This window comes from Algiphilus sp. (assembly GCF_023145115.1).
In the GTDB taxonomy this organism is placed as follows: Bacteria; Pseudomonadota; Gammaproteobacteria; order Nevskiales; family Nevskiaceae; genus Algiphilus.
Genome location: NZ_JAGLEJ010000032.1, coordinates 1 through 26,950 on the forward strand (window position 1 = coordinate 1; position 26,950 = coordinate 26,950).

General features: G+C 70.4%; 24 protein-coding genes. 10 read left to right on the plus strand and 14 right to left on the minus strand.

Going from position 1 to position 26,950, the window contains the following annotated elements; all coding sequences use genetic code 11:
• The 9 genes from KAH28_RS10820 to KAH28_RS10860 form a co-directional block, all read left to right on the plus strand.
• A partial coding sequence (locus tag KAH28_RS10820) for a hydantoinase B/oxoprolinase family protein (protein ID WP_290576497.1) occupies positions 1–3,282 on the plus strand: 3,282 nt, incomplete at its 5' end.
• Positions 3,279–4,568, plus strand: a complete 1,290-nt coding sequence (locus KAH28_RS10825; RefSeq protein WP_290576499.1) for an alanine racemase — start codon at positions 3,279–3,281, stop codon at positions 4,566–4,568. The genes KAH28_RS10820 and KAH28_RS10825, both read left to right, overlap by 4 nt.
• Positions 4,569–4,658: 90 nt before the next feature.
• Positions 4,659–5,123 carry an SUF system Fe-S cluster assembly regulator gene (locus KAH28_RS10830; protein ID WP_290576501.1) on the plus strand — a complete coding sequence of 155 codons (465 nt, stop codon included), beginning with the start codon at positions 4,659–4,661 and terminating at the stop codon, positions 5,121–5,123.
• 1 nt (position 5,124) lies between these two features.
• A complete protein-coding gene (gene sufB / locus KAH28_RS10835; RefSeq protein WP_290576503.1) occupies positions 5,125–6,573 on the plus strand; it encodes a Fe-S cluster assembly protein SufB in 1,449 nt (482 codons plus the stop codon).
• A 67-nt stretch (positions 6,574–6,640) separates the two neighbouring features.
• On the plus strand, positions 6,641–7,387 hold the full coding sequence (gene sufC, locus KAH28_RS10840; RefSeq protein WP_290576505.1) for a Fe-S cluster assembly ATPase SufC: 747 nt from the start codon (positions 6,641–6,643) through the stop codon (positions 7,385–7,387).
• On the plus strand, positions 7,384–8,556 hold the full coding sequence (locus tag KAH28_RS10845; RefSeq protein ID WP_290576507.1) for a SufD family Fe-S cluster assembly protein: 1,173 nt from the start codon (positions 7,384–7,386) through the stop codon (positions 8,554–8,556). Before sufC ends, KAH28_RS10845 begins: the two co-directional genes overlap by 4 nt.
• A complete protein-coding gene (locus KAH28_RS10850) occupies positions 8,553–9,806 on the plus strand; it encodes a SufS family cysteine desulfurase (protein WP_290576509.1) in 1,254 nt (417 codons plus the stop codon). The genes KAH28_RS10845 and KAH28_RS10850 overlap by 4 nt, the downstream gene beginning before the upstream one ends.
• A gap of 128 nt (positions 9,807–9,934) precedes the next feature.
• Positions 9,935–11,287, plus strand: coding sequence for a D-alanyl-D-alanine carboxypeptidase/D-alanyl-D-alanine-endopeptidase (dacB, locus tag KAH28_RS10855; RefSeq protein ID WP_290576582.1), 1,353 nt, complete (start codon positions 9,935–9,937; stop codon positions 11,285–11,287).
• Positions 11,288–11,374: 87 nt separating this feature from the next.
• The gene (locus KAH28_RS10860) at positions 11,375–12,403 is read left to right on the plus strand and encodes an isocitrate/isopropylmalate family dehydrogenase (RefSeq protein WP_290576511.1); all 1,029 of its coding nucleotides are present in this window, start codon (positions 11,375–11,377) and stop codon (positions 12,401–12,403) included.
• An 85-nt stretch (positions 12,404–12,488) separates the two neighbouring features.
• Here KAH28_RS10860 and KAH28_RS10865 read toward each other — a convergent pair whose 3' ends face one another.
• From KAH28_RS10865 to surE, 10 genes are all read right to left on the minus strand, one after another.
• The gene (locus tag KAH28_RS10865) at positions 12,489–14,192 is read right to left on the minus strand and encodes a DUF5666 domain-containing protein (RefSeq protein WP_290576513.1); all 1,704 of its coding nucleotides are present in this window, start codon (positions 14,190–14,192) and stop codon (positions 12,489–12,491) included.
• Positions 14,189–14,998 carry a DUF6502 family protein gene (locus KAH28_RS10870; protein ID WP_290576515.1) on the minus strand — a complete coding sequence of 270 codons (810 nt, stop codon included), beginning with the start codon at positions 14,996–14,998 and terminating at the stop codon, positions 14,189–14,191. The genes KAH28_RS10865 and KAH28_RS10870 overlap by 4 nt, the downstream gene beginning before the upstream one ends.
• A gap of 105 nt (positions 14,999–15,103) precedes the next feature.
• Positions 15,104–16,807, minus strand: coding sequence for a single-stranded-DNA-specific exonuclease RecJ (recJ, locus tag KAH28_RS10875; RefSeq protein WP_290576517.1), 1,704 nt, complete (start codon positions 16,805–16,807; stop codon positions 15,104–15,106).
• On the minus strand, positions 16,804–17,934 hold the full coding sequence (gene thrC / locus KAH28_RS10880) for a threonine synthase (protein WP_366918172.1): 1,131 nt from the start codon (positions 17,932–17,934) through the stop codon (positions 16,804–16,806). Before thrC ends, recJ begins: the two co-directional genes overlap by 4 nt.
• Positions 17,935–17,993: 59 nt before the next feature.
• Positions 17,994–19,298, minus strand: coding sequence for a homoserine dehydrogenase (locus KAH28_RS10885; RefSeq protein WP_290576521.1), 1,305 nt, complete (start codon positions 19,296–19,298; stop codon positions 17,994–17,996).
• Positions 19,298–20,479: an alanine transaminase gene (gene alaC / locus KAH28_RS10890; RefSeq protein WP_290576523.1), complete on the minus strand. Its 1,182-nt coding sequence runs from the start codon at positions 20,477–20,479 to the stop codon at positions 19,298–19,300. Before alaC ends, KAH28_RS10885 begins: the two co-directional genes overlap by 1 nt.
• 68 nt (positions 20,480–20,547) lie before the next feature.
• Positions 20,548–21,285 carry a peptidoglycan DD-metalloendopeptidase family protein gene (locus KAH28_RS10895; RefSeq protein ID WP_290576525.1) on the minus strand — a complete coding sequence of 246 codons (738 nt, stop codon included), beginning with the start codon at positions 21,283–21,285 and terminating at the stop codon, positions 20,548–20,550.
• Positions 21,285–21,908, minus strand: coding sequence for a YqaA family protein (locus tag KAH28_RS10900; protein WP_290576527.1), 624 nt, complete (start codon positions 21,906–21,908; stop codon positions 21,285–21,287). Before KAH28_RS10900 ends, KAH28_RS10895 begins: the two co-directional genes overlap by 1 nt.
• Positions 21,905–22,573: a protein-L-isoaspartate(D-aspartate) O-methyltransferase gene (locus KAH28_RS10905; RefSeq protein ID WP_290576529.1), complete on the minus strand. Its 669-nt coding sequence runs from the start codon at positions 22,571–22,573 to the stop codon at positions 21,905–21,907. The genes KAH28_RS10900 and KAH28_RS10905 overlap by 4 nt, the downstream gene beginning before the upstream one ends.
• Positions 22,570–23,310 carry a 5'/3'-nucleotidase SurE gene (gene surE, locus KAH28_RS10910; RefSeq protein WP_366918173.1) on the minus strand — a complete coding sequence of 247 codons (741 nt, stop codon included), beginning with the start codon at positions 23,308–23,310 and terminating at the stop codon, positions 22,570–22,572. The genes KAH28_RS10905 and surE overlap by 4 nt, the downstream gene beginning before the upstream one ends.
• 201 nt (positions 23,311–23,511) lie before the next feature.
• Between surE and KAH28_RS10915 the strand changes: the two genes are divergently transcribed.
• Complete coding sequence (locus KAH28_RS10915) at positions 23,512–24,075, plus strand: Smr/MutS family protein (protein WP_290576532.1); 564 nt, start codon at positions 23,512–23,514, stop codon at positions 24,073–24,075.
• A gap of 35 nt (positions 24,076–24,110) precedes the next feature.
• Here KAH28_RS10915 and ispF read toward each other — a convergent pair whose 3' ends face one another.
• From ispF to eno, 4 genes are read right to left on the minus strand one after another with little or no spacing between them, the layout of a single operon-like run.
• A complete protein-coding gene (gene ispF / locus KAH28_RS10920; RefSeq protein ID WP_290576533.1) occupies positions 24,111–24,602 on the minus strand; it encodes a 2-C-methyl-D-erythritol 2,4-cyclodiphosphate synthase in 492 nt (163 codons plus the stop codon).
• Positions 24,599–25,318 carry a 2-C-methyl-D-erythritol 4-phosphate cytidylyltransferase gene (gene ispD / locus KAH28_RS10925; protein ID WP_290576534.1) on the minus strand — a complete coding sequence of 240 codons (720 nt, stop codon included), beginning with the start codon at positions 25,316–25,318 and terminating at the stop codon, positions 24,599–24,601. Before ispD ends, ispF begins: the two co-directional genes overlap by 4 nt.
• A gap of 9 nt (positions 25,319–25,327) precedes the next feature.
• On the minus strand, positions 25,328–25,609 hold the full coding sequence (locus KAH28_RS10930; RefSeq protein WP_290576536.1) for a septum formation initiator family protein: 282 nt from the start codon (positions 25,607–25,609) through the stop codon (positions 25,328–25,330).
• Positions 25,610–25,618: 9 nt separating this feature from the next.
• Positions 25,619–26,914: a phosphopyruvate hydratase gene (eno, locus tag KAH28_RS10935; protein WP_290576538.1), complete on the minus strand. Its 1,296-nt coding sequence runs from the start codon at positions 26,912–26,914 to the stop codon at positions 25,619–25,621.
• Positions 26,915–26,950 lie beyond the last annotated feature (36 nt).

The window sequence follows — 26,950 nt, forward strand, 5'->3', positions numbered from 1 at the left end:
CTGCTCGCCATCGGCGACCAGTCGCGCGACGACATCTTCGCGCTGCGCATTCCCCCGCGGCGCCGACTGTGCGCGCGGGTGGTCGGGGTGGATGCGCGCGTCGACGCGACCGGTTCGCGATGCACCCCCCTGGATCGGGACGCGCTGCGCGACGCGCTCCTTGCCGTGCGCGCCGCCGGCATCGAGAGTCTCGCGGTGGCGCTGCTGCACGCGCCGCAGGCTCCCGAGGACGAAAGGGCCATCGCGGCACTGGCGCGCGAGTGCGGCTTCACCACCGTCTGCGCCAGTCACGAGGTGTCCGCCGAGCCCGGTCTGCTGGCCCGGGCGCAGACGGCGGTCGTCGAAGCGGCACTGCAGCCGGTGCTGCAGCGCTACACGCGCGGCCTCGCCGACGCCCTGCCGGGTGCCCGCATCCGCCTGATGCAGTCGGACGGGCATCTGGCCGATGCCGCGCGCTTCCAGGCGCGCCACAGCATCTTCTCCGGCCCGGCCGGCGGCGTCATCGGCGCCACCGGAGTGGCCGCGGCGACCGGTGTCACGGGCGTGCTCGGCCTGGACATGGGCGGCACATCCACCGATGTCTTCGAATGCACCAGCCGCCCGGCGGTCCGCGCCGATGCCACGGTGGCGGGCCTCACCGTGCGGGCGCCGACGCTCGAGCTGCACACCGTCGCGGCCGGCGGCGGTTCGCGCATTCTCCGCGACGGCACCCGCCTGCGGGTCGGGCCGGAATCCGCGGGCGCCGACCCGGGGCCGGCATGCTACGGCCGCGGCGGCCCGCCCACGGTCACCGACGCGAATATCGTGCTCGGACGGCTCCACCGGGAGGGATTCGCGCCGGTCTTCGGCCCCGGCGGCGATGCCGCCCTCGATGCCCAGGCCGCGCGCGCGGCGATCGCGGCACTGGATGCCCGCTCGGCGGACGACGCGGCGATCGCCGAGACCGCGCGCGGCGCGCTGCAGCTGGCCGTCGAGCACATGGCCGGGGCGGTCCGCCGCATCAGCGTCGCGCGCGGCGTCGATATCGCCGGGCACACGCTGGTCGCGTTCGGCGGTGCCGGTGCGCAGCATGCCTGCGATGTGGCCGAGTCACTCGGGTTGTCGCGCGTGCTGGTACCGGCGCGGGCGAGCGTGCTGTCGGCCGTGGGCGTCGGCATGGCGACCGTGGGCGTGACGCGCGAGCGCACCGTCGACCTGGCACTGGACGACGACGCGGTGGCGCGCGCCCGCGCAGCGCTGCCCGAGCTGCGCGCACAGGCGATTGCGGATCTCGCCGAGCAGGGCGCGACCTGCGAGGACTGCGCCGCGATGCTGCGCCTGCACTACGCCCGCGCCGACACCACCATCGACCTGCCGCTGACCGAGGGCACCGGCGCCGCCGATCTCGCCCTCGCCTTCGCCGATGCGCACGATCGGGCCTTCGGCTTCGCCGACGCCCGGCGGCCCGTCCACGTCGCCAGCCTCCACGTGCGCGTGCGCGACCGACCGGACGAGCCGCGGGGCGAGCCGGCACCGTGCCCCGCGACCGTGCTCGGGCACCAGCCCATGATGACGCTGGCCGACGGTCGCTGGCACGACGCGCCCATCCTCTCCGACCCCGGCGATGCCGGGGTGAGCGGGCCGGCGCTGGTGCAGCTCGCCCAGTCGAGCCTGGTGCTGCCGGCAGGCTGGCGTGCGACCCGCAACCCGCACGGCATCACCGTCGAGCGCGCGGGCGCCGCTCCGACCGGGCACGACAGCGAAGCAGCGCGCCTCGAGCTGTTCAACAGTCGCTTCATGCACATCGCCGCCGAGATGGGCGACGCGCTGCGGCGCAGCGCGCACTCGGTGAACGTGCGCAATCGACTCGACTATTCCTGCGCGGTATTCGACGCGCACGGCAGCCTCATCGCCAACGCGCCGCACATCCCGGTGCACCTCGGATCGATGAGCGCTGCGGTCAAGGCGATTCGCGAGGCGAGCGGCGGCGCGCTGCATCCCGGTGACGCCTGGCTGATCAACGATCCGTACCGCGGCGGCACCCACCTCCCCGATCTCACCCTGGTGATGCCGGTTCACGACGGCACCGATGCCGCGCCGTTCGGCTTCGTCGCCGCGCGCGCGCACCACGCCGACGTCGGCGGCATCACGCCCGGCTCGATGCCGGCGGAAAGCCGCACCATCGACGATGAAGGCGTGCGCATCGAGGGCGTGCGCGTGGCGACGGGCGGTGTGCTGCTCGACGACACCGTGCGTGCGCTGCTCACCGGCAGCCCCGTGCCGGCGCGCGATCCCGAGGCCAACCTCGCGGACCTGCGCGCCCAGCTCGCGGCCTGCGCTCGGGGCGCGCGCCTCCTCGCCGCGCTCGCGTCCACCGTCGGCGTGGCCCGCGTATCGGAACAGATGGCGCGCGTGCAGGACCATGCCGCCGACGCGGTCGCCCGGTTCATCGCGGCGCTGGCCGACGGCGGACACGATGTGGCGATGGACGACGGCCAGCACGTGCAGCTGCGGACAAGCACCGGCGACGGGCGCCTGCGCATCGACTTCACCGGCAGCAGCGCAATGGACCCCGGCAACGCCAACGCACCGCTTCCGGTGGTGCGGGCGGCGGCGATGTACGCCCTGCGCTGCATCATCGACCGCCCCGTGCCGCTCAACGACGGCTTTCTGCGCCATGTCGACCTCGTCGTCCCTCACCCCGGACTGCTGTCGCCCGAACCGCCGGCCGCGGTGGTGGCCGGCAACGTGGAGACCTCGCAGGCGATCACCGATGCGCTGCTGGTGGCATTCGGCGCGATGGCCGAATCGCAGGGCACGATGAACAACATCAGCTTCGGCAACGACCGCGTGCAGTACTACGAGACCCTCTGCGGAGGAAGCGGCGCCGGACCGGGCTTCGACGGCGGCGACGCCGTGCACAGCCACATGACCAACTCGCGCATCACCGATCCCGAGATCATGGAGCGCCAGTTGCCGGTACGCGTGAACCGCTTCGCGATCCGTCACGGCAGTGGTGGTCACGGGCGACACCGTGGCGGCAACGGCGTTGTGCGCGAGCTCCGTTTCCTGGAACCGGTCGAGCTCGCCATCATCAGCAACCGCCGTGCGCGCGGCGCCCGGGGGATCGCGGGCGGCGGAGACGGCGCGCCAGGGCACAATCTCCTGCGCGATCCCGACGGCAACGAGCACTCCCTGCCCGCACGGGTCACCTGCCGGGTGGCGGCAGGAAGCGTCCTGCGCATCGAGACCCCGGGCGGCGGGGGCTGGGGCGCGCCCCGCGATCCGGGCACACCTACGTGAAGCGACGCACGCTGCTCCGCGCCGGACTTGCCGCCGGCGGCGCCCTCGGCGCGATCGCGCTGTTGAAGCCCGGCAATGCCGGTGCCCCGCACGCCCGCTATTTCGCCGACATGGAGCGTCTCCTGCAGCGTGACGGCCCCGGTACCGCCTGTCTGATCCTGGATCTGGACCGGCTCAACCACAATCTGATCGCGTTGCGCGATGCCATGCCGCCGGGCAAGGCCTATCGTCTGGTCTCGAAATCGCTGCCGTGCGCCAGCCTCATCGACCACGTGCTCGCGGCGATGCGCTCCCGCCGCATCATGTGCTTCCACCAGCCGTTCGCCAACGCCCTCGCCCGGAGCTTTCCGGACGCCGACCTCCTGGTGGGCAAGCCCATGCCGGTGGAGGCGGTCGCGCGCTTCTACGACGATCATCGCCCGGGCCGCTTCGACCCGCAGTCCCAGCTGCAATGGCTGGTCGATACCCCGCAGCGACTCGCGCGCTACGCCAACCTGGCGCGCGCGCGCGGCGTGCGCCTGCGCATCAGCATCGAGATTGACGTCGGCCTGCACCGGGGCGGTGTCGACAACGATGCCGACTTCCTGACCATGCTGCGCATGCTGCGCGACGATAGCCGGCATCTGCGCTTCGGCGGCCTGATGGGCTACGACCCGCATGTCGTGCGCCTGCCGGACCTGATGGGCGACGCCGATGCCCTCCAGCAGGCGGCGAATGCCCGCTATCGGCACTTCATCGCGCTTCTCCGCCGCCATGGCGGCGATCTGCTCACCCTGCAGCAGGATCCGCCGCTGGTATTCAACGGCGCCGGGAGCCCGAACTTCGTGCTGCACGATGAGCGCGCCCCGACCAACGACCTCGCGGTGGGCAGCGCCCTGGTCAAGCCCGCCGATTTCGATCTGCCCACGCTGGCCGCGTTCCGGCCGGCGCTCTGGATCGCCGCGCCGGTGCTCAAGGTGGCCGAAGGTGTCGAGCTCCCCGGCCTGGAGTGGGCATCCCTGCCCGCGCGCCTCTGGAATCCCAACCTGCAGCGCACGCACTTCATCTACGGCGGCAACTGGCGCGCGGACAGCGTATCGCCGCAGGGACTCTCGACCAACGCGCTGTTCGGGCGCAGCAGCAACCAGGAAATGCTGACCGGCGCCGCCATCAGCGCGCTGGCACCCGGCGACTGGGTCTTCCACCGGCCCCGCCAGTCCGAGGCCCTGATGCTGCAGTTCACCGAGATCCTGGTGGTGCAGGCCGGCGGCGTGGTCGACCACTGGCCGGTACTGACGACGACCTGACGCCGTTCCAGCGGGACAACGATTGTGCGGGGATGCATGCGCGCGGGGCGAACGGGTATAATCCCGACCAGATTGGTTGGGATTCGATCCATGCGACTCGGCAAGCTCACAGACTATGCGACGGTGGTGCTCACCGAAATGGCGCAGCGGCCGGGCGAGCGGCGCTCCACCGCCGAGCTGGCGCAACATACGCACCTGTCGGCAACCACCGTCGCCAAGCTCCTGCGCCAGCTGGCGCAGGCGGGCGTCGTCAAGGCCACGCGGGGCGCCAACGGCGGCTACGTGCTGGCGCACGACGCCGGGCGCATCACCATCGCCGATGTGGTCGCCGCGCTCGAGGGCCCCATCGCGCTGACCAGCTGCACGGTGCACGGCGAAGGCTGTCCGATCGACGACCACTGCGGCGTGCGCACCAACTGGTGGCGCATCAACGCCGCCATCGAGCGCGCGCTGGCGTCGGTGACGCTCGCCGACATGAGTGCACCGCTGCCCGCGCAGGAATTCCCGCTGCGGCGCGTCGATGCACCGCACACCCGTCAAACCGCCGGAGCCTGACATGGCAACGACCGCCGAACTCGAGAACATGCTGAAGCAGCGGCAGTACAGTGCCGGCTTCGTCACCGATATCGAATCGGATACCGTGCCGCCGGGTCTTTCCGAGGACGTCATCCGCGCCATCTCGGCGAAGAAGGGTGAGCCGGAATGGATGCTGGAGTTCCGTCTCAAGGCCTATCGCCGCTGGCTGAAGATGGAGTCGCCGAGCTGGGCGCACCTGGACTATCCGCCCATCGACTATCAGGCGATCAGCTACTACAGCACCCCCAAATCGATGGCCGACGGCCCCAAGTCGCTCGACGAGGTCGATCCCAAGCTGCTCGAGACCTACGACAAGCTCGGCATTCCGCTGGAGGAGCAGAAGATGCTCGCCGGCGTGGCGATGGACGTCGTCTTCGACTCGGTCTCCGTGGCCACGACCTTCAAGGAGAAGCTGGCCGAGGCCGGTGTCATCTTCTGCCCGATTTCCGAGGCCGTGCAGGAGTACCCCGAGCTGGTACGGAAGTACCTCGGCACGGTGGTGCCCTTCGGCGACAACTTCTTCGCCGCACTCAATTCGGCGGTGTTCACCGACGGCAGTTTCGTCTACGTGCCGAAGGGCGTGCGCTGCCCGATGGAGCTGTCCACCTACTTCCGGATCAACGAGCGCAACACCGGCCAGTTCGAGCGCACGCTGATCGTGTGCGAGGACGAGGCCTATGTCTCGTACCTCGAGGGCTGCACCGCGCCGCAGCGTGACGAGAACCAGCTGCACGCCGCGGTCGTCGAGCTGGTCGCGCTCGACGATGCCGAGATCAAGTACTCCACCGTGCAGAACTGGTATCCCGGTGACGAGGACGGCAAGGGCGGCATCTACAACTTCGTGACCAAGCGCGGTGACTGCCGCGGCAAGCGCTCGCGCATCTCCTGGACGCAGGTCGAGACCGGATCGGCGATCACCTGGAAGTATCCGAGCTGCCTGCTGCGCGGCGACGATTCGCGCGGCGAGTTCTACTCGGTGGCCGTCACCAACGGGCGCCAGCAGGCCGATACCGGCACCAAGATGATGCACATCGGCAGGAACACGCGCTCGACCATCGTCTCGAAGGGCATCTCGGCCGGACGCTCGAACCAGTCCTATCGCGGCCTGGTGCGCATCATCGAGGCGGCCGAGGGCGCGCGCAATCACACCCAGTGCGACTCGCTGCTCATCGGCGACCAGTGCGGCGCGCACACCTTCCCGTACACCGAGGTGCGCAATCCCACCGGCCAGCTCGAGCACGAGGCGACCACCTCGCGCATCGGCGAGGAACAGCTCTACTACCTGATGAGCCGCGGCCTCTCCGAGGAGGACGCCGTGTCGATGATCGTCAACGGCTTCTGCCGCGACGTCTTCAAGGAGCTGCCCATGGAGTTCGCCGTCGAGGCCGGCAAGCTGCTTCAGGTTTCGCTGGAGGGCGCCGTCGGTTGATGCCGCGCGGGGTCAAGCCGAGCCACTCATCCCCCATCCGAATGCCGCGCCGGTCGCGGCCAGAGCCATGCTAGACATAGAGAATCTTCACGCCACGATCCACGACGAGCCCATCCTCAAGGGACTCGACCTGAGCATCAATGACGGCGAGGTTCACGCCATCATGGGCCCCAACGGAGCCGGCAAGTCCACGCTCGGCCATGTGCTGGCCGGCCGCGAGGGCTATGACGTCACCGCGGGCAGCATCAAGCTGGACGACCGCGATCTGCTCGCGCTCGACACTGCCGAGCGCGCGGCCGCCGGGCTCTTCCTCGGCTTCCAGTACCCGGTCGAGATTCCGGGCGTCAGCAACGTGCAGTTCCTGCGTGCCGCCTACAACGCGCAGCGCAAGGCACGCGGCGAGGAGGAGCTCGACGCCATGGCCTTTCTCAAGCACGTCCGCCAGCACCTCGGCACCGTCGACATGGACAAGGACATGCTGCACCGCGGCGTCAACGAGGGCTTCTCGGGCGGCGAAAAGAAGCGCAACGAGATCCTGCAGATGCTCGTGCTGGAACCGCGCATGATCATCCTCGACGAGACCGATTCCGGTCTCGACATCGACGCGCTGAAGACCGTCGCCCAGGGCATCAACGCAATGCGCGGACCGGACCGCGCCATCCTGCTCATCACCCACTACCAGCGCCTTCTGGACCACGTGGCGCCGGACCGGGTGCACGTGCTCGCCGACGGCCGTATCGCACGCAGCGGCGGCCCCGAGCTGGCCCGCGAACTGGAGGAGAAGGGCTACGCCGGGATCGAGAGCGCAGCATGAGCCTCGCCGAGCGCCTTCAGCCTCTCTTCGACCGCCTGCCGGAGGACAAGCGCCGTGCGCGGCACGACCTCTGGCAGCAACTGATGGACGAGGGATTCCCCGGCCGCAAGCACGAGCGCTGGCGGTTCACCGATATCGCCGAAGCGGTGGCCGAGACGCCCGAGGCCCCCGGCCCGGCACGGATCACCCTGCCCGAGCTCGACGGCCTGCGCCGGGTGGGCTTCATCAACGGCCGCAGCGACGGGCTCGATGACGGCGAGCGGCAGGAGGCACCGGCATCCGGGATCAGCGATGCCAGCGATCTGGTCAATGCGGCGCTGTCCGCCACCGGCGTGCGCTGGGATGCGAGCACCGCGGACGCGGCGCTGCATCTGTGCACGCGCGCAACGGCGGGCTCGGTCCATCTGCGGCATCGCGTGCACGTGCCGGCGGATGTTCAGGCCGTGCTCTACTGGGACGACCACGTTGCGGAATCTGCCGGTTTCGGCACCCAGACGCTGGAGATCACGCTCGCGGAGAACGCGCGGCTGGATCTGGCACGCGTGCACCGCAACCAGGCGGCACCGGTGCTGCTGCGCACCGACGCCCGGCTGGCGGCCGGCGCCCACCTGCGCATGACCGGCTTCGATGCCGCCGACCATCTGTCGCGCCACAACCTGTACGTGCGCCTCGACGCGCCCGGCGCCCGCGCCGATCTCGACGGCGTCTACGCGCCCTACGGCGAGGGGCACATCGACACCTTCGCCACGGTCGAGCACGCCAGCGGCGAGACGATCAGCCGCATGACGTTCCGCGGGCTGGGCATGGACAAGGGCGTGGGGGTGCTCACCGGCCGCGTGCACGTCCATCGCGATGCACAGAAGACCGATTCCGACCAGCATCTCGCGAGCCTGCTGCTGTCGCCGCGCGCCCGGATCAATGCCAAGCCCGAGCTCGAGATCTACGCCGACGACGTGCAGTGCGCGCACGGCAACGCCATCGGCCAGATCGACCGCGACGCCCTGCACTATCTGCAGACGCGCGGCATTCCCCACGCCACGGCCCGCGCGCTGCTCATCGGCGGCTTCGCGGCGGAGACGCTGGCATTCCCGGCGCAGCCCGCCGTGCACGACGCGCTGCTCGCGGCCCTCGACGAGGCGCTGCAGCACGCCGACTGGAGCACGGCATGAACGCGCCCGACGGCCTCGCCCCGACCCTGCCCGGATTCGATGTCGCGTCGGTGCGCGCACAGTTCCCGGTGCTGGCGCAGCGCGTCCACGATGACCGGCGTCTCGCCTATCTGGACAACGCCGCAACCACGCAGAAGCCCGAGGCGGTGCTGCAGGCCCTCGATCACTACTACCGCCACGACAACAGCAACGTGCATCGCGGCGTGCACGCCCTCGCGGCGCGCGCCACGAAGGGCTACGAGGACGCGCGGGCGCGCATCGCGCGCTTCGCCGGCGCCGATGTCGCCGGCACCGTGTTCACGCGCGGAACCACCGAGGCGATCAATCTGGTCGCCTACAGCTATCTGCTGCCGCGCCTGGAGGCCGGTGACGAGATTCTCGTCACCGAGATGGAGCACCACGCCAACATCGTTCCGTGGCAGATCCTCGCGGAGCGCACCGGCGCACGGGTCGTGGTGGCGCCGGTACGCGACGATGGCGGCCTGGACCTGGACGCCTGGCGCGAGCGCCTGACGTCGCGCACGCGCATGGCGGCATTCGTGCACGTATCGAACACCCTCGGCACCATCAACCCGGTCGCCGAGATGGTCGCCGCCGCGCGCGAGCGCGGCGTGCCCACGTGCATCGACGGGGCGCAGGCAGTCGCGCACATGCCGCTCGATTTCGGCGCGCTGGGCGCCGACTTCTACGCGTTCTCGGCGCACAAGCTGTACGGCCCGACCGGCTTCGGCGTGCTCCTCGCGCGTCCCGAGCTTCTCGCCGGGATGCCGCCCTGGCAGGGCGGCGGCGACATGATCGAGACGGTCAGCTTCGACGGCACGACATTCGCCGAGCCGCCCGCACGCTTCGAGGCGGGAACCCCGCACATCGCCGGCGCCATCGGTCTCGCCGCCGCCATCGACTGGCTCGACGCGACCGGAGTCGCGGCCGCGGGGGCGCACGAGCAGACCCTGCTGCGGGACGCGATGGACGCCATCCGCGATATACCCGGGCTCCGGGTGCTGGGCACGGCACCGGACAAGGCGGCCATCATCGCCTTCACGATCGACGGCACGCACCCCTCCGACATCAGCAGTCTCCTCGACATGCAGGGCGTGGCGGTACGCATCGGGCATCACTGCACGATGCCGCTTCACAGCCGCTTCGGCATCAGCGGGAGCGCACGGGCCTCCTTCGCCGTCTACAACGATGGCGAGGATGTGACCCAGTTCGCCGCGGCGCTGACCAAGGCGCGGGAGATGCTGCGCTGAGGCTGCCGCTCCGCCTGCGGCGACTCGGCACCGCCGCGCTCGTCGCGGGCGCCCTGCCCTTCGGCGCCGCCGCCGACGGGCTGCCGCGGCTCGACGCCATCGCCTCCGACCGCACCCCGGTCAGCGCGCTGGTCGTGCGCCTGCGCGACGGTGCGCCCATCGCCGGGCATGCCGCTGACCGACGCCTCATCCCGGCGTCGCTCAGCAAGCTCTTCGTCGCCGTCGCCGCGCTGGAGCACTTCGGTCCGGAGCACCGCTTCCGTACCGGCCTCCACGCGCGGACGGCGCCCGACGACGGCATCCTGTCCGGCGACCTGCTGTTCCGCGGCTCGGGCGACCCCGATCTCGGTACCGAGCAGCTGCGCACGCTGGTGGCGCGTCTGCGGCAGGCCGGAGTGCAGCGGATCACCGGCGCGCTGATCATCGACGAAGGCCGCTTCGGCGCGATTGCCTGCCGCACGAAGGATCGCTGCGACGCGCGCACGGGGAGCCGCTTCGCCTTCGACGGGCCCCTCTCGGCCGCGGGCATCGATCACGGCACCGTCGAGATTGCCGTCCGTCCGGCGTCCCGCCCGGGACAGCCGGCCAGCGTCGCGCTGATGCCGCCGAGCATCTCCGGCATCGCGCTGACGGGCAGCGTCGAGACCCTGCCCGCCGACGCGCGTCTCCGCTTCCGGGTCGAGCGCCGCACCGATGCCGACGGCAACGATGTCCTCGGCTTGGACGGCGGCATCCCCCTCGGACACGCCACCGTGCGGCGCTCGCGGTCGGTCTCCAATGCCGCGCGCCACACCGGTCGCGTCCTGCGCGCGCTTCTGCGCGACGCCGGCATCGCGCTCGAGGGCGGGGTCCGGATCGCGAGCCTGGATGCCCCCGGCGACGACTGGCGCCTACTGGCCGCCATCGACGGCACTCCGCTCGCGGCGCAGCTGCGGCGCATGCTGCACTTCAGCAACAACTACATGGCGGACATGCTGACGCTGCACCTGACGCACGGCGCGACCGGCTCGACCGATCTCGATGTCGCCGGCATGCGACTGCTGACGGCTCTGGACATGGCGCCGGCGGGGGACGCGCCCGAGGCGGGCCCGATCCTGCACAGTGGTAGCGGGCTCAGCGTCTCCAGCCGTCTCTCGGCTCGACAGGTCGTCGCCGTGCTGGCGCGCGCGTATCGGCGGCATGCGCTGTTCCCGGCGCTGCTCGGCGGCCTGACGGTACCGCTCTACGCCGACAGTGGACAGCTCGACGGCGGAAGCGCTGCGTGGAACACCCGGCTCGCGGTCAAGACGGGATGGCTGAGCGAGCCGGTGGGCGTGCGCGCGCTGGCGGGGTACCTGCGCCTCTCCGATGACGACTGGGGCGCGTTCGCGGTCATCGTCAACGGCACCAGCAGGCACCCGCGTGTGCCGCGCACGGCGACGCTGACGGCGCTGCGACAGGACCTCGAAGCCTTGCTGAGCAGCTCCGGGTCCGGGGAGTGAACGAGCACACTCGACCAAAGTGGCGGTGACGCGGAGGCCGCAAGACCGCTAGGCTTCCGACTTACCTGATTGCGGAGATCGTCGTCCATGTCGAGTGCCAGCCAGCGCATCCCGGTCACCCTGCTGAGCGGGGACGGAATCGGTCCCGAGATCATCGCCGCCACCCGCCGCGTGATCGACGCACTGGATGCACCGTTCGCGTGGGACGAGCAGCCCGCCGGTCTCGGTGCGCTGGAGAGCCACGGCGACCTGCTGCCGAGCTGCACGCTGGACAGCATCCGCCGCAACGGCCTCGCGCTGAAGGGGCCGCTGACCACGCCGGTAGGCAGCGGGTTCCGCTCCATCAATGTGCGCATGCGCGAGGAGTTCCAGCTCTACGCCAACCTCCGGCCGGCGCGAACCATCATCGATGGCGGACGCTACGAGGACATCGATCTGGTGCTGGTGCGCGAGAACCTCGAGGGCTTCTACGTCGGCTACGAGCACTACATCCCGGTCGGCGGCGACCCCAAGGCGGTCGCGGAGAGCGCCGGCATCAACACGCGCGAAGGCTGCCGGCGCATCGCGGAGTGGACCTTCGACTATGCCGTCCGGCACGGCCGCAGGAAGGTCACCATCGTGCACAAGGCCAACATCCTCAAGCTGCTCACCGGGCTGTTCCTGGAGACCGCGCGCGAGGTCGGAGAGCGCTACAAGGATCAGCTGATCATCGAGGACCGCATCGTCGACAACTGCGCCATGCAGCTGGTGCTGAATCCCTGGCAGTTCGACGTGCTGCTGACCACCAATCTGTTCGGCGACATCCTGTCCGACCAGATCGCCGGACTCATCGGCGGCCTGGGCATGGCGCCGGGTGGCAACATCGGCAAGGACGCCGCCATCTTCGAGGCGGTGCACGGCTCCGCTCCGGACATCGCCGGCAAGGGCATCGCCAATCCCAGCGCGCTGCTGCTCGCTGCCGCGATGATGCTGGAGCACGTCGACCGGCACGACTCGGCCGAGCGTCTGCGCATCGCGCTGCGCGCCACACTGGTGGAGGATGGCGTACGAACCGGTGATCTCGGCGGCAGCGCGACCACAGAGCAGTTTGCCGACGCGCTGATCCAGCGCCTCTAGAACAAAAAAAGCCCCGGTCGCAGGGAAGGACCGGGGCCAGCGAGCACCTGCCGAGGGGGACTGGCAGGCCTCTCACCTGCGCGGATCAGGCCGCGTCGTCGTCATCCCCATCGTCGTCGTCATCGGTGCCGCCGTCGTCCTGCTGATCGTCTGCGCTGTCATCGTCACCATCGCCGGCAGCATCGTCCTGCCCCTCGTCGGTGTCGCCGCCGCCTTCGTCCGGCGGGCCGACACCGTCCGGCGGGCCCGCATTGCCGGGACGACCATCATCGTCGTCGACGTCGTCATCGTCCTCGCGACCTTCGCGCTCGATCTCCCGCGCCACCAGGATGTTGCCGTCGAAGGTGCCCTCGATCTCCACGAAATCGCCGACCTCGGTGGTCGCGAAGAAGCCCTCCGCCGTCAGATCGCCTTCCTCGCCTTCAAACGCTTCGGCCGAGTTCGCGTCCACGGTAACGCCGGCCACGACCAGCTGCCGGGTGGCCGGATCGATATCGGAGACGGTGCCGGAGAGCTCCTGATCACCGTCGTCGACATCGCCATCGTCGTCCGCACCCTCGCGTTCGATGCGCAGCGCTACCACGTCCTGCGGGCGACGGACCGCGGCGATCTCGACCATGTCGCCAGGCTGCAGATCGTCCAGCCCGAAGGTGCGATCACCGTCCCGGTCGTCCTGATAGCGGGTCCGTGCGTCGGTCCGGATGGTGGTGCCCAGCACCTCGACGGTACCCGCGTCGACATCCACCGCCTGTACCGCACCCTCGATCTCGACACGGCCGAAGCCGTTCTCGGCATCGCGTTCCTCTTCGAAGTCGATCGCGGTGGCGATGACGCCACCCTCGCCGTCCGCGACGCCCTCAACCTCGACGATGGCGCCGTCGACCAGATCGTCGGCAGTGCCGCTCTCGAAGACGGTGGCATCGCCGAAGCTGACGGCGAAGCCGCGCACGCGGAAGGTGCCCGCTTCCGCATCGAGCTCGGCGACCGGACCGTCGATCTCGACCTCGGTGTCGGCCTCGAGGTCATCGTCCACGCGATTGCCCGGGACGTCCTCGATCTCGACCTCGGTTGCGGTCAGCACGCCGGATGCGACGGTTCCGAGCACCTCGACCAGGGCACCGTTGGCGAGCGCGCCGCCCCCCGGCGTGATGGTGGCGCCGGCGTAGTCGATTTCCAGCGACTGCACCCGGAAGCGCTGCGTGGAGGCGTTCAGCGCGCCCAGGCGACCGGTGATCTCGACGGCCTCCACGGCGTCGTCCTCGAGCCCCACGAAGCTGGCGATCATGACCCCATCGCCGGTGACCTCGCCGCTCACCTCGACGGCGTCACCGACAACGAGCGCAGCGAAATCGGTATCGTCGAACACGGTGGCCCCGACGATGCGGATGGTCTGGCCCGCGACCTCGATGGTCTCGGCGTCGACGTCGATCGCCGCGATCGTCCCCCGGATCTGGGCGTCGTAGCGCACGCGCTCGGCGATGAGGCGTCCCTCGTCGTCACGCCGGCCATTGACCTCGACGATCTGACCGACGCGCAGCAGGTTCTCGCTCGCAGCGCCCGGGAGATCGTCGATCTCGAACGAAGCCTCGCCGGTCTCGAAGCGTCGGCCCTCGACGATGACGCTGCCGAATCCGGTGATCGAGCCGCGCACGAAGACCTTGCTGGCCGCGCCCGATCCGTTGATATCGCCCATGGCGCCGGAACTGGAGTCGCCGCCACCGCAGCCGGCGGCCAGCGCCAGCGCACCGGCAGCGACCGTCCAGCCGATTGTCGTCCTCGGAATGTTCATTGTTTCGGTCCTCCGTCGGGGGTGTTCATGTCGAAGTAGTAGATGCCCATGCCCGTCATGTGGGCACCGTCGCTGTCGTCCCGGGTGTGGGGGGTCAGCTCGTGGTTGAGCCGCTCCATCCAGGCCTGGCCGTCACGCTCCAGCGCGCGGCGGAGCTTGTCCTGCCCCGCTCCGTCGAGTCCGGGAAAGACCAGCTTGCGCTCGAATCGCGGCGCGTCCGCGCCGTGCACGAGGTTGTGATCGATGGTGTCGATCAGCGCGGCGACGTTCTCGCCCAGATACGGGAGCCGGTCGCCCTCGTCCGCGCCGCCGGGCACGAAGGCGCGCTTACGGAGCGTGGCGCGGCCGTCGCGCCGCGCCACGATGTCCATGCGCTCAAGCTCGCGAAGCAGGGTCTGCCACGGCACGTCGCTCCCGATGGCACGCACCAGCGCCGGGAAGTCGTCGCCTTCCGTCTCCAGTCCCAGCGGGCGGGGGTTCCCCGCATCGTCGAGCCACGGCGTTTCACCGACCCAGACGGTCACGATCCGGTTGAGCAGATGGCGATCGCCGATGGCCTCGCCGGGACCGCCCCCGGCATCGACGATGCGCGCCACCTCGGTGCGGCTCAGACCGGTCAGTGTCGCGACCCGGGACTTGTTGGTGGGGCGCCCCCGGATACCGAACTCGGCACGCGCGGTGTCCACGAACGCGGTACGCACGATGCGCTCGAAGTCGCGTGCGGTGAGACCGTGGCGGATGGCGGTCCGGGCCAGGGGGCGCAGCACACGATAGACGGCTCGGGCTAGCAGCGTCTTGGATTCCATATTTGCAGGTTACACGTGCATATATGGACGCGCAAGGCGAGCCGACACGACGGTGACGAGCGTCTCCGTCACTCGGATGAACGGCTGTGCGGTGCCGCCGAGAACTCAGCCGGCAGCGGCGAGCGCCTGCACGATCAGCTGCGGCTCGACGCGCCCGCGCCACCGGTTCACGCCCAGTTGATACGCGATGGCGACCCGGGCGCCGCGCTCCGCCATGCGCTCCGCGCCACCGAAGTCGATGGCGGTATGGGTCGGTCCGCCTTCCTCGTTTTCCAGGCGGTAGCGCGCGTGGCGCTCGCCGACAACCCGCGATTCCGCGACGCGGAAGATGCCGTCGAACACCGGTTCGGGGAAACCCTGCCCCCAGGGCCCCGCCGCTTCCAGCGCCAGCGCCGTCTCGACCGCGAGCTCGTCGCCGGTGAGCCGACCATCCGATGCGATGCGGGCGACGAGGTCCTCGTCGCGCAGCATGGCGCGGCACGCGCTGTCGAAGGCTTCCGCGAACGGCGCGAGGGCGTCGGCCGGCAGGGTCAGGCCGGCTGCCATGGCGTGACCGCCGAAGCGGGCCACCAGCCCCGGCGCCATGCGGTCGGCTTCCGCGATGGCATCGCGTATGTGCAGGCCCGGAATGGAGCGCGCCGATCCCTTCAGCCATCCGGCGTCGCTCGACGGTGCGAAGGCGATGACGGGCCGGTGGGCACTCTGCTTGGCGCGGGACGCCACCAGACCGACCACGCCCTCGTGCCAGTCGGACTGGTACAGGCAGAGACCAAGCGCGTCCGGCAGTACCCGGGCGGCATCGGCACCGTCGACCATGACCGTCTCGATATCGCGACGCTCGCGATTGAGGCGATCCAGCTCGCGGGCCATCGTCCGCGCCTGCTCGGGGTCGTCGCACAGCAGGCAATCGACGCCCTGCCCCATGTTCTCGAGCCGTCCGGCGGCGTTCAGGCGCGGTCCGACCACGAAACCGAGCGTCGCGGCGTCGGCGGTGGCGGCATCGCGGCCGCCCACCTCGAGCAGCGCGCGGATCCCCGGACAGGCCCGGCCCGCACGGATGCGCGCCAGCCCCTGCGCGACCAGGATGCGGTTGTTCCGGTCCAGAGGCACCACATCCGCCACCGTGCCGAGGGCGACCAGATCGAGCAGCTCGGCGATGTTGAGACGATCGCGGCCGATGCGTGCGCGCACGGCCGCGAGCAGGTAGAACGCCACACCGACGCCGGCAAGACACTTGCTCGGAAAGGCATCGCCGGTGTTGTTGGGATTGACGATGGCGTCCGCCGATGGAATCGCTTCGCCGGGGAGATGGTGGTCGGTGATGACGACGCGCATCCCGCGGGCCTGCGCGTGCGCCACGCCACTCATGCTGCTGATGCCCGAGTCCACCGTGATCAGGAGCTCGGCGCCGCGCTCGTGCGCGGCGTCGGCGAGCGCCGTCGACAGTCCGTAGCCCATCGTGAAGCGGTCGGGAACAACGTGGTCGAGGCGTCGGGCGCCGAGCGCCCGGAGGCCGCGCATGAGCAGCGCCGTGCTGGTGGCGCCGTCGGCATCGTAGTCGCCGGCGATGCAGATGGCGGTGTCGTCGGCGACCGCGGACGCCACCAACGCCGCGGCCTCGTCGAGACCCTGCAGGCCAGTGGGCGGCAGGAGCCCGCCCAGCTGGTAGTCGCAGTCGGCAGCGCCGGTAACGCCGCGGGCGGCGAGCACCCGGCGGACCACCGGATGCATCGTTGCCGGCAGACCGCTCGCGTCCGCGACCGGGCGGCGGGTGAGATTGAGCCAGGCTGACGCGTCGCCCGGCGTCACGCCATCTTCTTGGCCAGCAGATCGGCGATGGCGCCGCGCTCGGCCGGCACCTTGACGATGTGATCCAGTGCGCCGCGCATGGCGATCTCGGGATCCTTGAGGCCGTGACCGGTCAGCGTGCAGACCACATCGCTGCCGTCCGGCACGCGGCCGGCCGCGATGTCACGCAGCGCGCCCGCCAGCGATGCCGCGGAAGCGGGTTCGCAGAACACGCCTTCGCGCATGGCAAGGCGCGACTGCACGTCGAGGATCTCGTCGTCGGACAGCTCGCCGAACCAGCCGCCGGACTCGGCCTGCACGCGATGCGCGGCGTCCCACGACTGCGGATCGCCGATGCGGATGGCGGTGGCGACGGTATCCGGATCGCGCACCGGTCCGCCGCGCATGAAGGGCGCGCTGCCGCTCGCCTGATAGCCCACCATGACCGGGCGATTGTCGGTGGCCGCCGGATGCGGCACCCGGCAGTCGTTCTCGCAATAGGCACAGGCCGTGGTGCTCTGGCCGCTGGCCTCGGAGTAGCCGATCCAGTGGGCCGTGATGTTGCCGGCGTTGCCCACCGGCAGATAGTGGAAGTCCGGCGCGCGGCCCAGTGCGTCGACGATCTCGAACGCGGCCGTCTTCTGGCCCTGCAGGCGGAACGGGTTGATCGAGTTGACGATGGTGACCGGCGCGGTGGCACCGACCTCCTTGACCAGTCGCATGCCGTCGTCGAAGTTGCCCTCGATCTGCACCACGACTGCGCCGTGCATCACCGCCTGCGCCAGCTTGCCGGCGGCGATCTTGCCGTCCGGTATGACGACCAGCGCCGTGATGCCGGCACGACCGGCATAGGCCGCGGCCGCCGCCGAGGTATTGCCGGTCGATGCGCAGATCACGGCGCGCGCGCCCTCGTCCACCGCCTGCGAGACCGCCACGGTCATGCCGCGATCCTTGAAGGAACCGGTGGGGTTGAGCCCCTCGTACTTCACGAACAGCCGACCGCCGAATCCGATGTCGTGCACCAGATTGTCCAGCTGGATGAGCGGCGTATTGCCCTCGCCCAGGCTGATGGCGCGCGCGCCCTCCGCCAGCGGGAGGCGGTCGCGGTAGGCGTCGATGAGACCGGTGTAACGATGAGCCATGGGAATCCGTCGGGAAGTAGTCGGGAGAAGGCCGGCGGCGCGTGCCCGCCTGTCGGCATCGGCGCTCAGTCGCCGGGATGCTCGACACGCAGGCGGTTGACCGGGCCGCGGGCAATGGGCAGCGCGGCGATCGCATCGGTGGCCTCGATGATCTGCGACTCGCGGACCACCGAGGTGATCATGGCGATGACCGCGTCCTGATCGCCGCGCGGCTCGCGCTGATAGATCGCTTCGACACTGATGTCGTGATCGGCGAGGATCGACGTGATGGCGCGCAGCACCCCGGCCTCGTCGGCCACCTGCAGACGCAGGTAGTGGCTGCTGCGCGTCTCCGCGATGGGCCGCACGGGCAGCGCCCGGATGCCTTCCGGGTGGGCCGACAGCGCCGGCACGCGCGCACCGCCCTGCGTGTCGCGGGCGATGTCGATGATGTCGGACCAGACCGCGGACGCGGTGGCGTCGCCGCCGGCGCCGGGGCCGAAGTAACCGGTGTCGCCGACCGCATCGCCGCTGATCACCACCGCGTTGAGCACACCGTCGACCTTCGCGAGCAGTTCGGTCTCGGGCAGCAGCGTCGGCTGCACGCGCAGCTCGACGGCATCCCCGCGGCGCTTGGCGATGCCCAGATGCTTGATGCGATAGCCCAGCTGGCGCGCCAGCTCGATGTCGTGATTGGTGATGCCCCGGATGCCCTCGCAGGTCACGGCATCAAAGGCCAGCGGCATGCCGAAGGCGATGGCGGCCAGGATGGTCAGCTTGTGGGCGGCGTCGACGCCGTCCACGTCGAAGCTCGGATCCGCCTCGGCGTAGCCCAGGCGCTGGGCCTCGGCAAGCACGTCGTCGAAGGCGATGCCCTCGTCCTGCATGCGCGTGAGGATGTAGTTGCCGGTGCCGTTGATGATGCCCACCACCGCATCGATGCGGTTGCCGGCAAGCCCTTCGCGCAGCGCCTTGATGATGGGAATGCCGCCCGCGACGGCGGCCTCGAAGGCGACCGGCACGCCCGCGGCGGCGGCGGCCTCGAAGATGGCGTTGCCGCCCTCGGCGATCAGCGCCTTGTTGGCGGTGACCACCGGCTTGCCGGCATCCACCGCGGCGCGCAGCAGCGCACCGGCCGGCTCGACACCGCCGATCAGCTCGACGACCACATCGACGTCCCCGGCCTGCACGACCGCCATGGGGTCGGCCTCGATCCGGATCCCGTCGAGATCGCAGTCGCGCGGCCTGGCGGGGTCGCGCGCGCTGGCGGCCGTGATCACCACCTCGCGGCCGGCGCGGCGCGCGATCTCCTCGGCGTTGCGGCGGGCGACGCGCACGACGCCCTGTCCGACCGTGCCGAGCCCCAGCAACCCGATGCGCAGCGGCACCATCAACCCACCTCCCGGAACATTTTCTTGATGCCGCGCAGCGCCTGACGCGTGCGGTGCTCGTTCTCGATCAACGAGATGCGCACGTACTCGTCGCCGTACTCGCCGAAGCCGATGCCCGGCGAAACCGCCACCTTGGCCTCCGACAGCAGGCGCTTGGAGAACTCCAGCGAGCCGAGCTCGCGGAAGGGCTCGGGGATGCGCGCCCAGACGAACATCGTCGCCTTCGGCTTCTCCACCGGCCAGCCGAGCGCGTCCAGCCCCTCGCAGAGCACGTTGCGCCGCAGGCGGTAGGTCTCGGTGATCTCGGCCACGCAATCCTGCGGCCCCTCCAGCGCGGTGATGGCCGCCACCTGCAGCGGAGTAAACATGCCGTAGTCGAGATAGCTCTTGATGCGCGAGAGCGCACCCACCAGCTCGCGGTTGCCGGCCATGAAACCGACGCGCCAGCCCGGCATGTTGTAGGACTTCGACAGCGTGAAGAACTCGACCGCGACATCCTTGGCACCCGGTACCTGAAGGATGGACGGTGCGCGGTAGCCGTCGAACACGATGTCCGCGTAGGCCAGATCGTGGACGATCCAGATCTCGTGCTCCTTCGCGATCGCCACCGCCTTCTCGAAGAACTCGATGTCCACGCACTGGGTGGTCGGGTTCGACGGGAAATTGAGGATCAACATCTTCGGCTTCGGCCACAGCTCGCGGATGGCGCGCTGCAGCTCCTCGAAGAAGTCGACGTCGGGCCCGATGCGCACGTGCCGCACGTCCGCGCCCGCGATCACCACGCTGTAGGGGTGGATCGGATAGGCCGGATTGGGCACCAGCACCGCATCGCCGGGTCCCAGCGTCGCCAGCGCCAGATGCGCCAGCCCTTCCTTGGAGCCGATGGTCGCGATCGCCTCGGTCTCCGGATCGATATCGACATCGAAACGCTGCCGGTACCAGGTGGCGATGGCCCGTCGCAGGCGCGGCACGCCCTTCGATACGGAATAGCGGTGCGTGTCGGGCCGCTGGGCAGCGGCCACCATCTTGTCGACGATGTGCTGCGGCGTGGGACCGTCCGGATTGCCCATGCCGAAGTCGATGATGTCCTCGCCGCGAGCTCGCGCCGCCTTCTTCAGATCACCGACGATGTTGAAGACGTAGGGCGGAAGTCGCTTGATGCGCGGGAACTCGGATTGCACGGCGGGCACTTGGTCGGACGGGAAATCGATCGCGCGCCGCATTCGGCGGGCGCGGAAAACCCGGCATTCTACTCGGACGCGGGCAGCAGGCGTAGGGGGTCGACCGGTTTGCCGGCGCGGCGGATCTCGAAGTGCAGAACCGGTTTCTGCGCCGGCCCGACGCCGACCTCGGCGATGGCGTCACCGGCGGATACCCGGTCGCCCTCCTCGGCCAGCCGGCGGCGGTTGTATCCGTAGGCGGTGAGATAGGTCTCGTCGTGCTTGACGATGACCAGCTCGCCGTAGCCCTTGAGCGCGCTTCCGCTGTACACGACGCGGCCCGCCGCGGCGGCACGCACCGGCGTGCCCACCGGCGCGGCGATGTCGATGCCCTTCGAATCCGGCGGGGCGAAGCGCCGCGCGACGTCTCCCGCCACCGGCCAGCGCCACTGGTCGGGACCGGGCCCGACCGGCGGCGAGCGCGACGGGAGCTCGCGCTCGGGCGCAGCGCCGCCGCTGCCGCCCCCCGCGGACGGCGCCCGCGTCGGGGGTGCGCTCGCCACCGTTCCCGACCCCGGACGTGCCGCGGCGCCGCCGGGCGGCGTCAGGCGCAGCACATCGCCGACGTGGATCAGGTAATTGGGGCCGATATCGTTCCAGCGCGCCAGGCTGCGGTAGTCGACATCGTGGCGCAGCGCGATCGAGTACAGCGTGTCACCGCGTCGCACGCGGTATTCGCCATCCCCGGTACCCGCCTCCCAGCGCAGGGCCGACGCGCAACCGGTCAGGACCAGCGCGATCAGGAGGCCCGCCGCCGTCGCTCGCATCAGCGCACCGCGAGCACCACCGCCATCAGGACAGTGGCCGCGATAAGGGCCCAGCCGATGCGCTCGAGATGGCGCTCCAGCCATGGCGTCGCTGCCGGCCCCAGCAGACGTACCACGCCGGCGACCGCGGCGAACCGGAGTCCCCGCCCGACCAGCGCGCCGATGACGAAGACCGGCAGCGCGAGGCCCACGCTGCCCGCGGCAATGGTGAAGACCTTGAACGGTATGGGCGTAAAGCCGGCCAGGAAGATCGCCCAGAAACCCCAGCGCGCGAACCAGTCGGCAGCGTGCGCCAGCGCGGGTGCGTAGCCGGCCGCCTCGATCCAGGGCATGGCGGCACCCATCATGCCCACGCCGATGCCGTAGCCGAGAAGCCCGCCGGCCACCGACGTGATCGTGGTGAGGAAGGCCAGCCACAGCCAGCGATGCGGCTGCGCCAGGGTCATGGGCGCCAGCATCACGTCGGGCGGAATCGGGAAGAAGGAACTCTCCGCGAAGCTGACCGCGCCCAGCCAGAACGGCGCGCGACGGTGCTGGCTGGCGCGCATCATCCAGCCGTACAGTCTCGTGAACGGACCGCCGCGACGCGCGTCCGGCGACAGCGGCGGATCGGGCGCGCTCACGCCTTGCCCGCCACCAGCGGAACGAAGCTGACCCCGCTGAGATCGCGCCGCTGCAGGCGACCGTCGGCCTGCTTGTCGATCACGACCAGCCGCTGCGCGCCGCTGCCGCCCAGCGGCATCACGAGACGCCCGCCGGCAGCGAGCTGCGCGGTGAGCGCCTGCGGGATCTCCGGCGCGCCGGCGGTCACCAGGATGCCGTCGTACGGGGAATGCCCGGGCCAGCCGCTCATGCCGTCGCCGTACTGGAAGATGATGTTCTGGTAGCCGAGTCGGCGCAGCGTCTCGCGCGCCTGCATGCTGAGCACCTTGATGCGCTCGATGGTGAACACGCTGTTGATGATCTCGGCCAGTACCGCGGCCTGATAGCCGCAGCCCGTGCCTACTTCCAGCACGCGCTTGCGCGGCGCGTCGGCGATCAGCGTCTGGGTCATCAGGCCGACCACCAGCGGCTGGGAGATGGTCTGTGCCTGACCGATGGGCAGCGCCGTGTTCTCGTAGGCGCGCCAGCGCATGCCCTCCGAGACGAATTCGTGGCGCGGCACGCGGCCGATGGCGGCGAGCACCCGCTCGTCGGTCACGCCCTGCCCGCGCAGATCGTCGACCAGCCGGCGGCGCGCCGAATCGGGCAGCAGTGGCGCGCGCGTGGCGTGCTTGGAAGCGATCACAGCAGGCTCTCTGCCCAGGAAGCGGTGCGTTCCATGGCGACGTAGCGCGTCAGGTCGGTGACGATGGGCGTGATCGCCACCGCGTTGCGGGCGATGGCGTCGAAATCGGTGCCGGGGCCGCAGTCGGCCTCGGGTCCCGCCGCGCCCACCCAGTAGATGCGCCGGCCGCGCGGATCGGTATCCGGAACGGTGGCCTCCGCCAGATGGCGGCGTCCGAGTCGGACCACCTCGATGCCGGTGAGCGCGTCGAAGGGCACGTCCGGCACGTTCACGTTGAGGATGGTGTCCGCAGGCAGCGGCTCGCGCAGCAGCTTGGCCACCAGCAGCCGCGCGATGCGCGCCGCGGTCTCGTAGTGGTCGGGATCGAAGTTGGTGGTGGACACCGCGATCGCCGGCGCACCCAGGAAGCGCCCCTCCATCGCCGCCGCGACCGTCCCCGAGTAGAGGACATCGTCGCCGAGATTGGCGCCGTTGTTGATGCCGGACACGACCAGTGCCGGCTTGTGCTCGAGCAGCCCGGTCAGCGCCAGGTGCACGCAATCGGTCGGCGTGCCGTCGACGCACCAGACGCCGTCGTCGTGCTGGTTGGCGCGCAGCGGGTTGGACAGCGTCAGCGAGTTGCTGGCCCCGCTGCGGTTGCGATCCGGCGCCACGACGTCGAGGTCGTACTCGGTCGACAGCTCGCTGGCCAGCGTGCGCAGACCCGGGGCATGGCAGCCGTCATCGTTGGAAAGCAGGAGCCGGGTGCGCGGGCGCGCGGTAGGGTCCGATTCGGAGACGGTGGCTCGCTGGGGGGTGGGTTCGGGCACTGCGCGCTCGTTGTGGAAGACAATCGCCCGTGGATACCATCGCCGGTGTCGCCGTGCCCGAGGACGCATGACGGTCGCGCACGGCCCTCGACGCAAGGCGCCACGGGATCACCGATTGTAGCGCGAGCCATGACCAGCAAGCCGCCCAGTGACGACGAGCGGGATCGCGACAGCGACGACGCGCAGGCCTTCGCGGAGGCAATGCGCGGCGTGGTGCGCCACAACCCGTCCCGCGACCCGGCACCGGCACCCGCTTCCGACGCGCGTGCCCACCAGCGGGAGGCCGACGAGGCCGAGGCGCTGCGCGAGAGCCTGACGCACATTCCCGACGATGTGCTCATCGCTGCCGGCGACATTCTCGAATACCGCGCATCCGGCGTGACCGAGTCGGTGTTCCGGCGTCTCAAGCGCGGCCAGTTCCGCATCGGCGACGAGCTCGATCTGCACGGGCTCGGTGTTGCCGCCGCCAAGGTCGCGGTCCGCGGGTTCCTCGCGGACTGCCAGGCGCGCGATCTGCGCTGTGTGCGGATCATCCACGGCAAGGGCCTGCGCTCTGGCGAGGCCGGTCCGGTGCTCAAGCGGGCGCTCGACGGCTGGCTGCGTCGCAGGCGCGATGTGCTGGCCTTCACCTCCGCGCGCCGCGAGGAAGGAGGTGCCGGAGCGGTCGTGGTGCTGCTGCGCCAGCAGCGGTAGACGTGCGGAGCATGCGCCGCGGCGGGCGACCGCGCCTAGCCGGCGTCCCCGCCTTCGATGAGGACCACGGCATGGGCGGCGATAGCACGCGCCTCGCCGACGGCATCGACGCCTTCGTGCGTCGTCGCCTTTATGGAGATCCGCTCAACGGGGATCGCCAGTGCTTCGCCGACCGCCTCGCGCATGGCCTCGATGTGCGGCGCCAACCGCGGCACCTGCGCGACCACCGTGACGTCCACGTTGCCCGGGGTGAAGCCCTCGGCGGTGATCAGGTCGCGCACATGCCGCAGGAACGCGCGGCTGTCGGCGCCGGCCCAGCGCGGGTCGCTGTCCGGGAAATGCCGGCCGATGTCGCCGAGCGCCGCTGCGCCGAGCAGTGCGTCGCACAGCGCATGAATGGCCACGTCTCCGTCCGAGTGCGCCACCACGGCATGGTCGCAGGCGATGAAGACACCGCCCACGGTGACGCCGTCACCGGCGTGCAGACGATGCAGGTCGTAGCCGTGTCCGACGCGCCACGCGCTCACGCATCCCGTCCCAGCAGGAACTCGGCCAGCGGCCAGTCATCGGGCGCCGTGATCTTGAGGTTGGTCGCATCGCCACGCACCAGGCGCGGACGGTAGCCGGCACGCTCCATGGCCTGGGCCTCGTCGCTGCAGGGCAGTCCTGCGGCCTGCGCCCGCTGGAGCGCGCGTTCCAGCGCGTCCAGCGGGAAGACCTGCGGCGTCTGCGCCCGCCAGAGACGGCCGCGGTCCAGCGTACGGTCCACGCTCGTGCCATCGGCATCCGCGTGCTTGACCGTGTCGTGCAGCGGCAGGGCCAGCAGTCCACCATCCGGCGTCGCAGCCTCGACGAGCAGGCGTGCCACGGCCTCCGCCCGCAGACAGGGACGCGCCGCATCGTGCACCAGCACCGGATCGTCGAGCCCCGCGCCGGCCTCGCGCAGTGCGGCAATGCCGGCGAGGACCGAGTCCATGCGCTCCGCGCCGCCCGCCGCGAACACGACCCGCGCGCGATCCGTGGGCGCCAGGTCGAGCTCGGGGGGATCGAGATCGCGGGCGATCACCACCACGATGCGGCGGATGCGCGCGCAGGCCAGCAGCGGCGCCAGGCTCCAGGCGAGCACGCTGCGCCCGCCGATCGGCCGGAACTGCTTGGCGGTCCCGAGCCCCATGCGCGATCCCCTGCCGGCCGCCGCCACCACGGCCCAGCAGTCGCCGGTCGCCCCTTCGGGAAGCGGCACGCGTCGGGATCAGTGCTCGTTCACGACGAGGAAGAATTCCTCGCCGTCGCGCACCAGGCCGAGCTGACGCCGTGCCAGCGCTTCCAGCGCGTCGGCGTCGGCGCCCTTGAGCGCGTCGATCTCCGCACCGATGGCGGCGTTGCGCTGCTCGGATTCGGCGATCTCGGCGCGCAGCGATTCGGCGCGCACGTGCATGCGGTGGACATCGGCGAGGCTGCCCGCACCCACCCACAGCCGGTATTGCAGGAATACCAGCAGAACCACCAGCACGATGGTCAGGGTGTGGCGCATGACATGATCTTACCCCAGCGGTACCGGAAAAGCCGATACCCCGGGATACTGGGCCTGATCGCCGAGGGCGTGCTCGATGCGCAGCAGCTGGTTGTACTTGGCGGTGCGATCCGAGCGGCACAGCGATCCGGTCTTGATCTGGGTGGCCGCGGTACCGACGGCGATGTCGGCGATGGTGGCGTCCTCGGTCTCGCCGGAGCGGTGCGACACCACCGACGAATAGCCCGCCTGGGTCGCCATGTTGATGGCGTCCAGGGTTTCGGACAGCGTGCCGATCTGGTTGGGCTTGATGAGGATGCTGTTGCCGATGCCCTTGTCGATGCCCTCGGCGAGGATCCGGGTGTTGGTCACGAAGAGGTCGTCACCGACCAGCTGCACGCGGTCGCGCAGACGATCGGACAGCAGCTTCCAGCCCTTCCAGTCATCCTCCGCGCAGCCGTCCTCGATCGAGATCACCGGATAGCGGTCGCAGAGATCGGCCAGATAGTCGACGAAGCCGGCCGCGTCGTAGGTGGCGCCCTCGCCCTTGAGGTGATAGCGACCGTCGCGGTAAATCTCGCTGGAGGCCACGTCGAGGCCCAGCCAGATGTCCTTGCCGGGCTTGTAGCCGGCCGACTCGATGGCGGCCAGCAGGCACTCGAGCGCGTCGCCGTTGGATGCGAGATCCGGCGCGAAGCCGCCCTCGTCGCCGACCGCGGTGTTGAGCCCGCGCGACGCCAGCACCTTCTTGAGGGCGTGGAAGGTCTCGGCGCCCCAGCGCAGCGCCTCGCGGAAGCTGGGCGCGCCGGCCGGCAGGATCATGAACTCCTGGATGTCGACGTTGTTGTCGGCGTGCGCACCGCCGTTGATGACATTCATCATCGGCACCGGCAGCCCGACCGCCTGCAGGCCGCCGATGTGCCGGAACAGGGGCTTGCCCGCCTCGCTGGCGGCGGCATGCGCGGCGGCGAGACTCACCGCCAGGATGGCATTGGCGCCGAGGTTGCCCTTGTTGTCGCTGCCGTCGAGCGCGATCATCGTGGCGTCGACCAGCAGCTGATCCTGCCCGTCGAGGCCCTTCACGGCCTTGGCGATGTCGCCGTTCACGTTCTTGACCGCGCGCGTCACGCCCTTGCCGAGATAGCGCGTGCCCTTCTTCTTGCCGCCGTCGCGAAGCTCGACCGCCTCGCGCACGCCGGTCGACGCGCCGCTGGGTGCGACCCCGCGCCCACGCGCACCGGAGGCCAGGACCACTTCGGCCTCGACGGTCGGGTTGCCGCGGGAGTCGAGGATCTCGAGACCCTGGACGGAGACAATCTTGGACATGCTCTACTCCTTGAACTTTTCTGTGTAACTGATTGT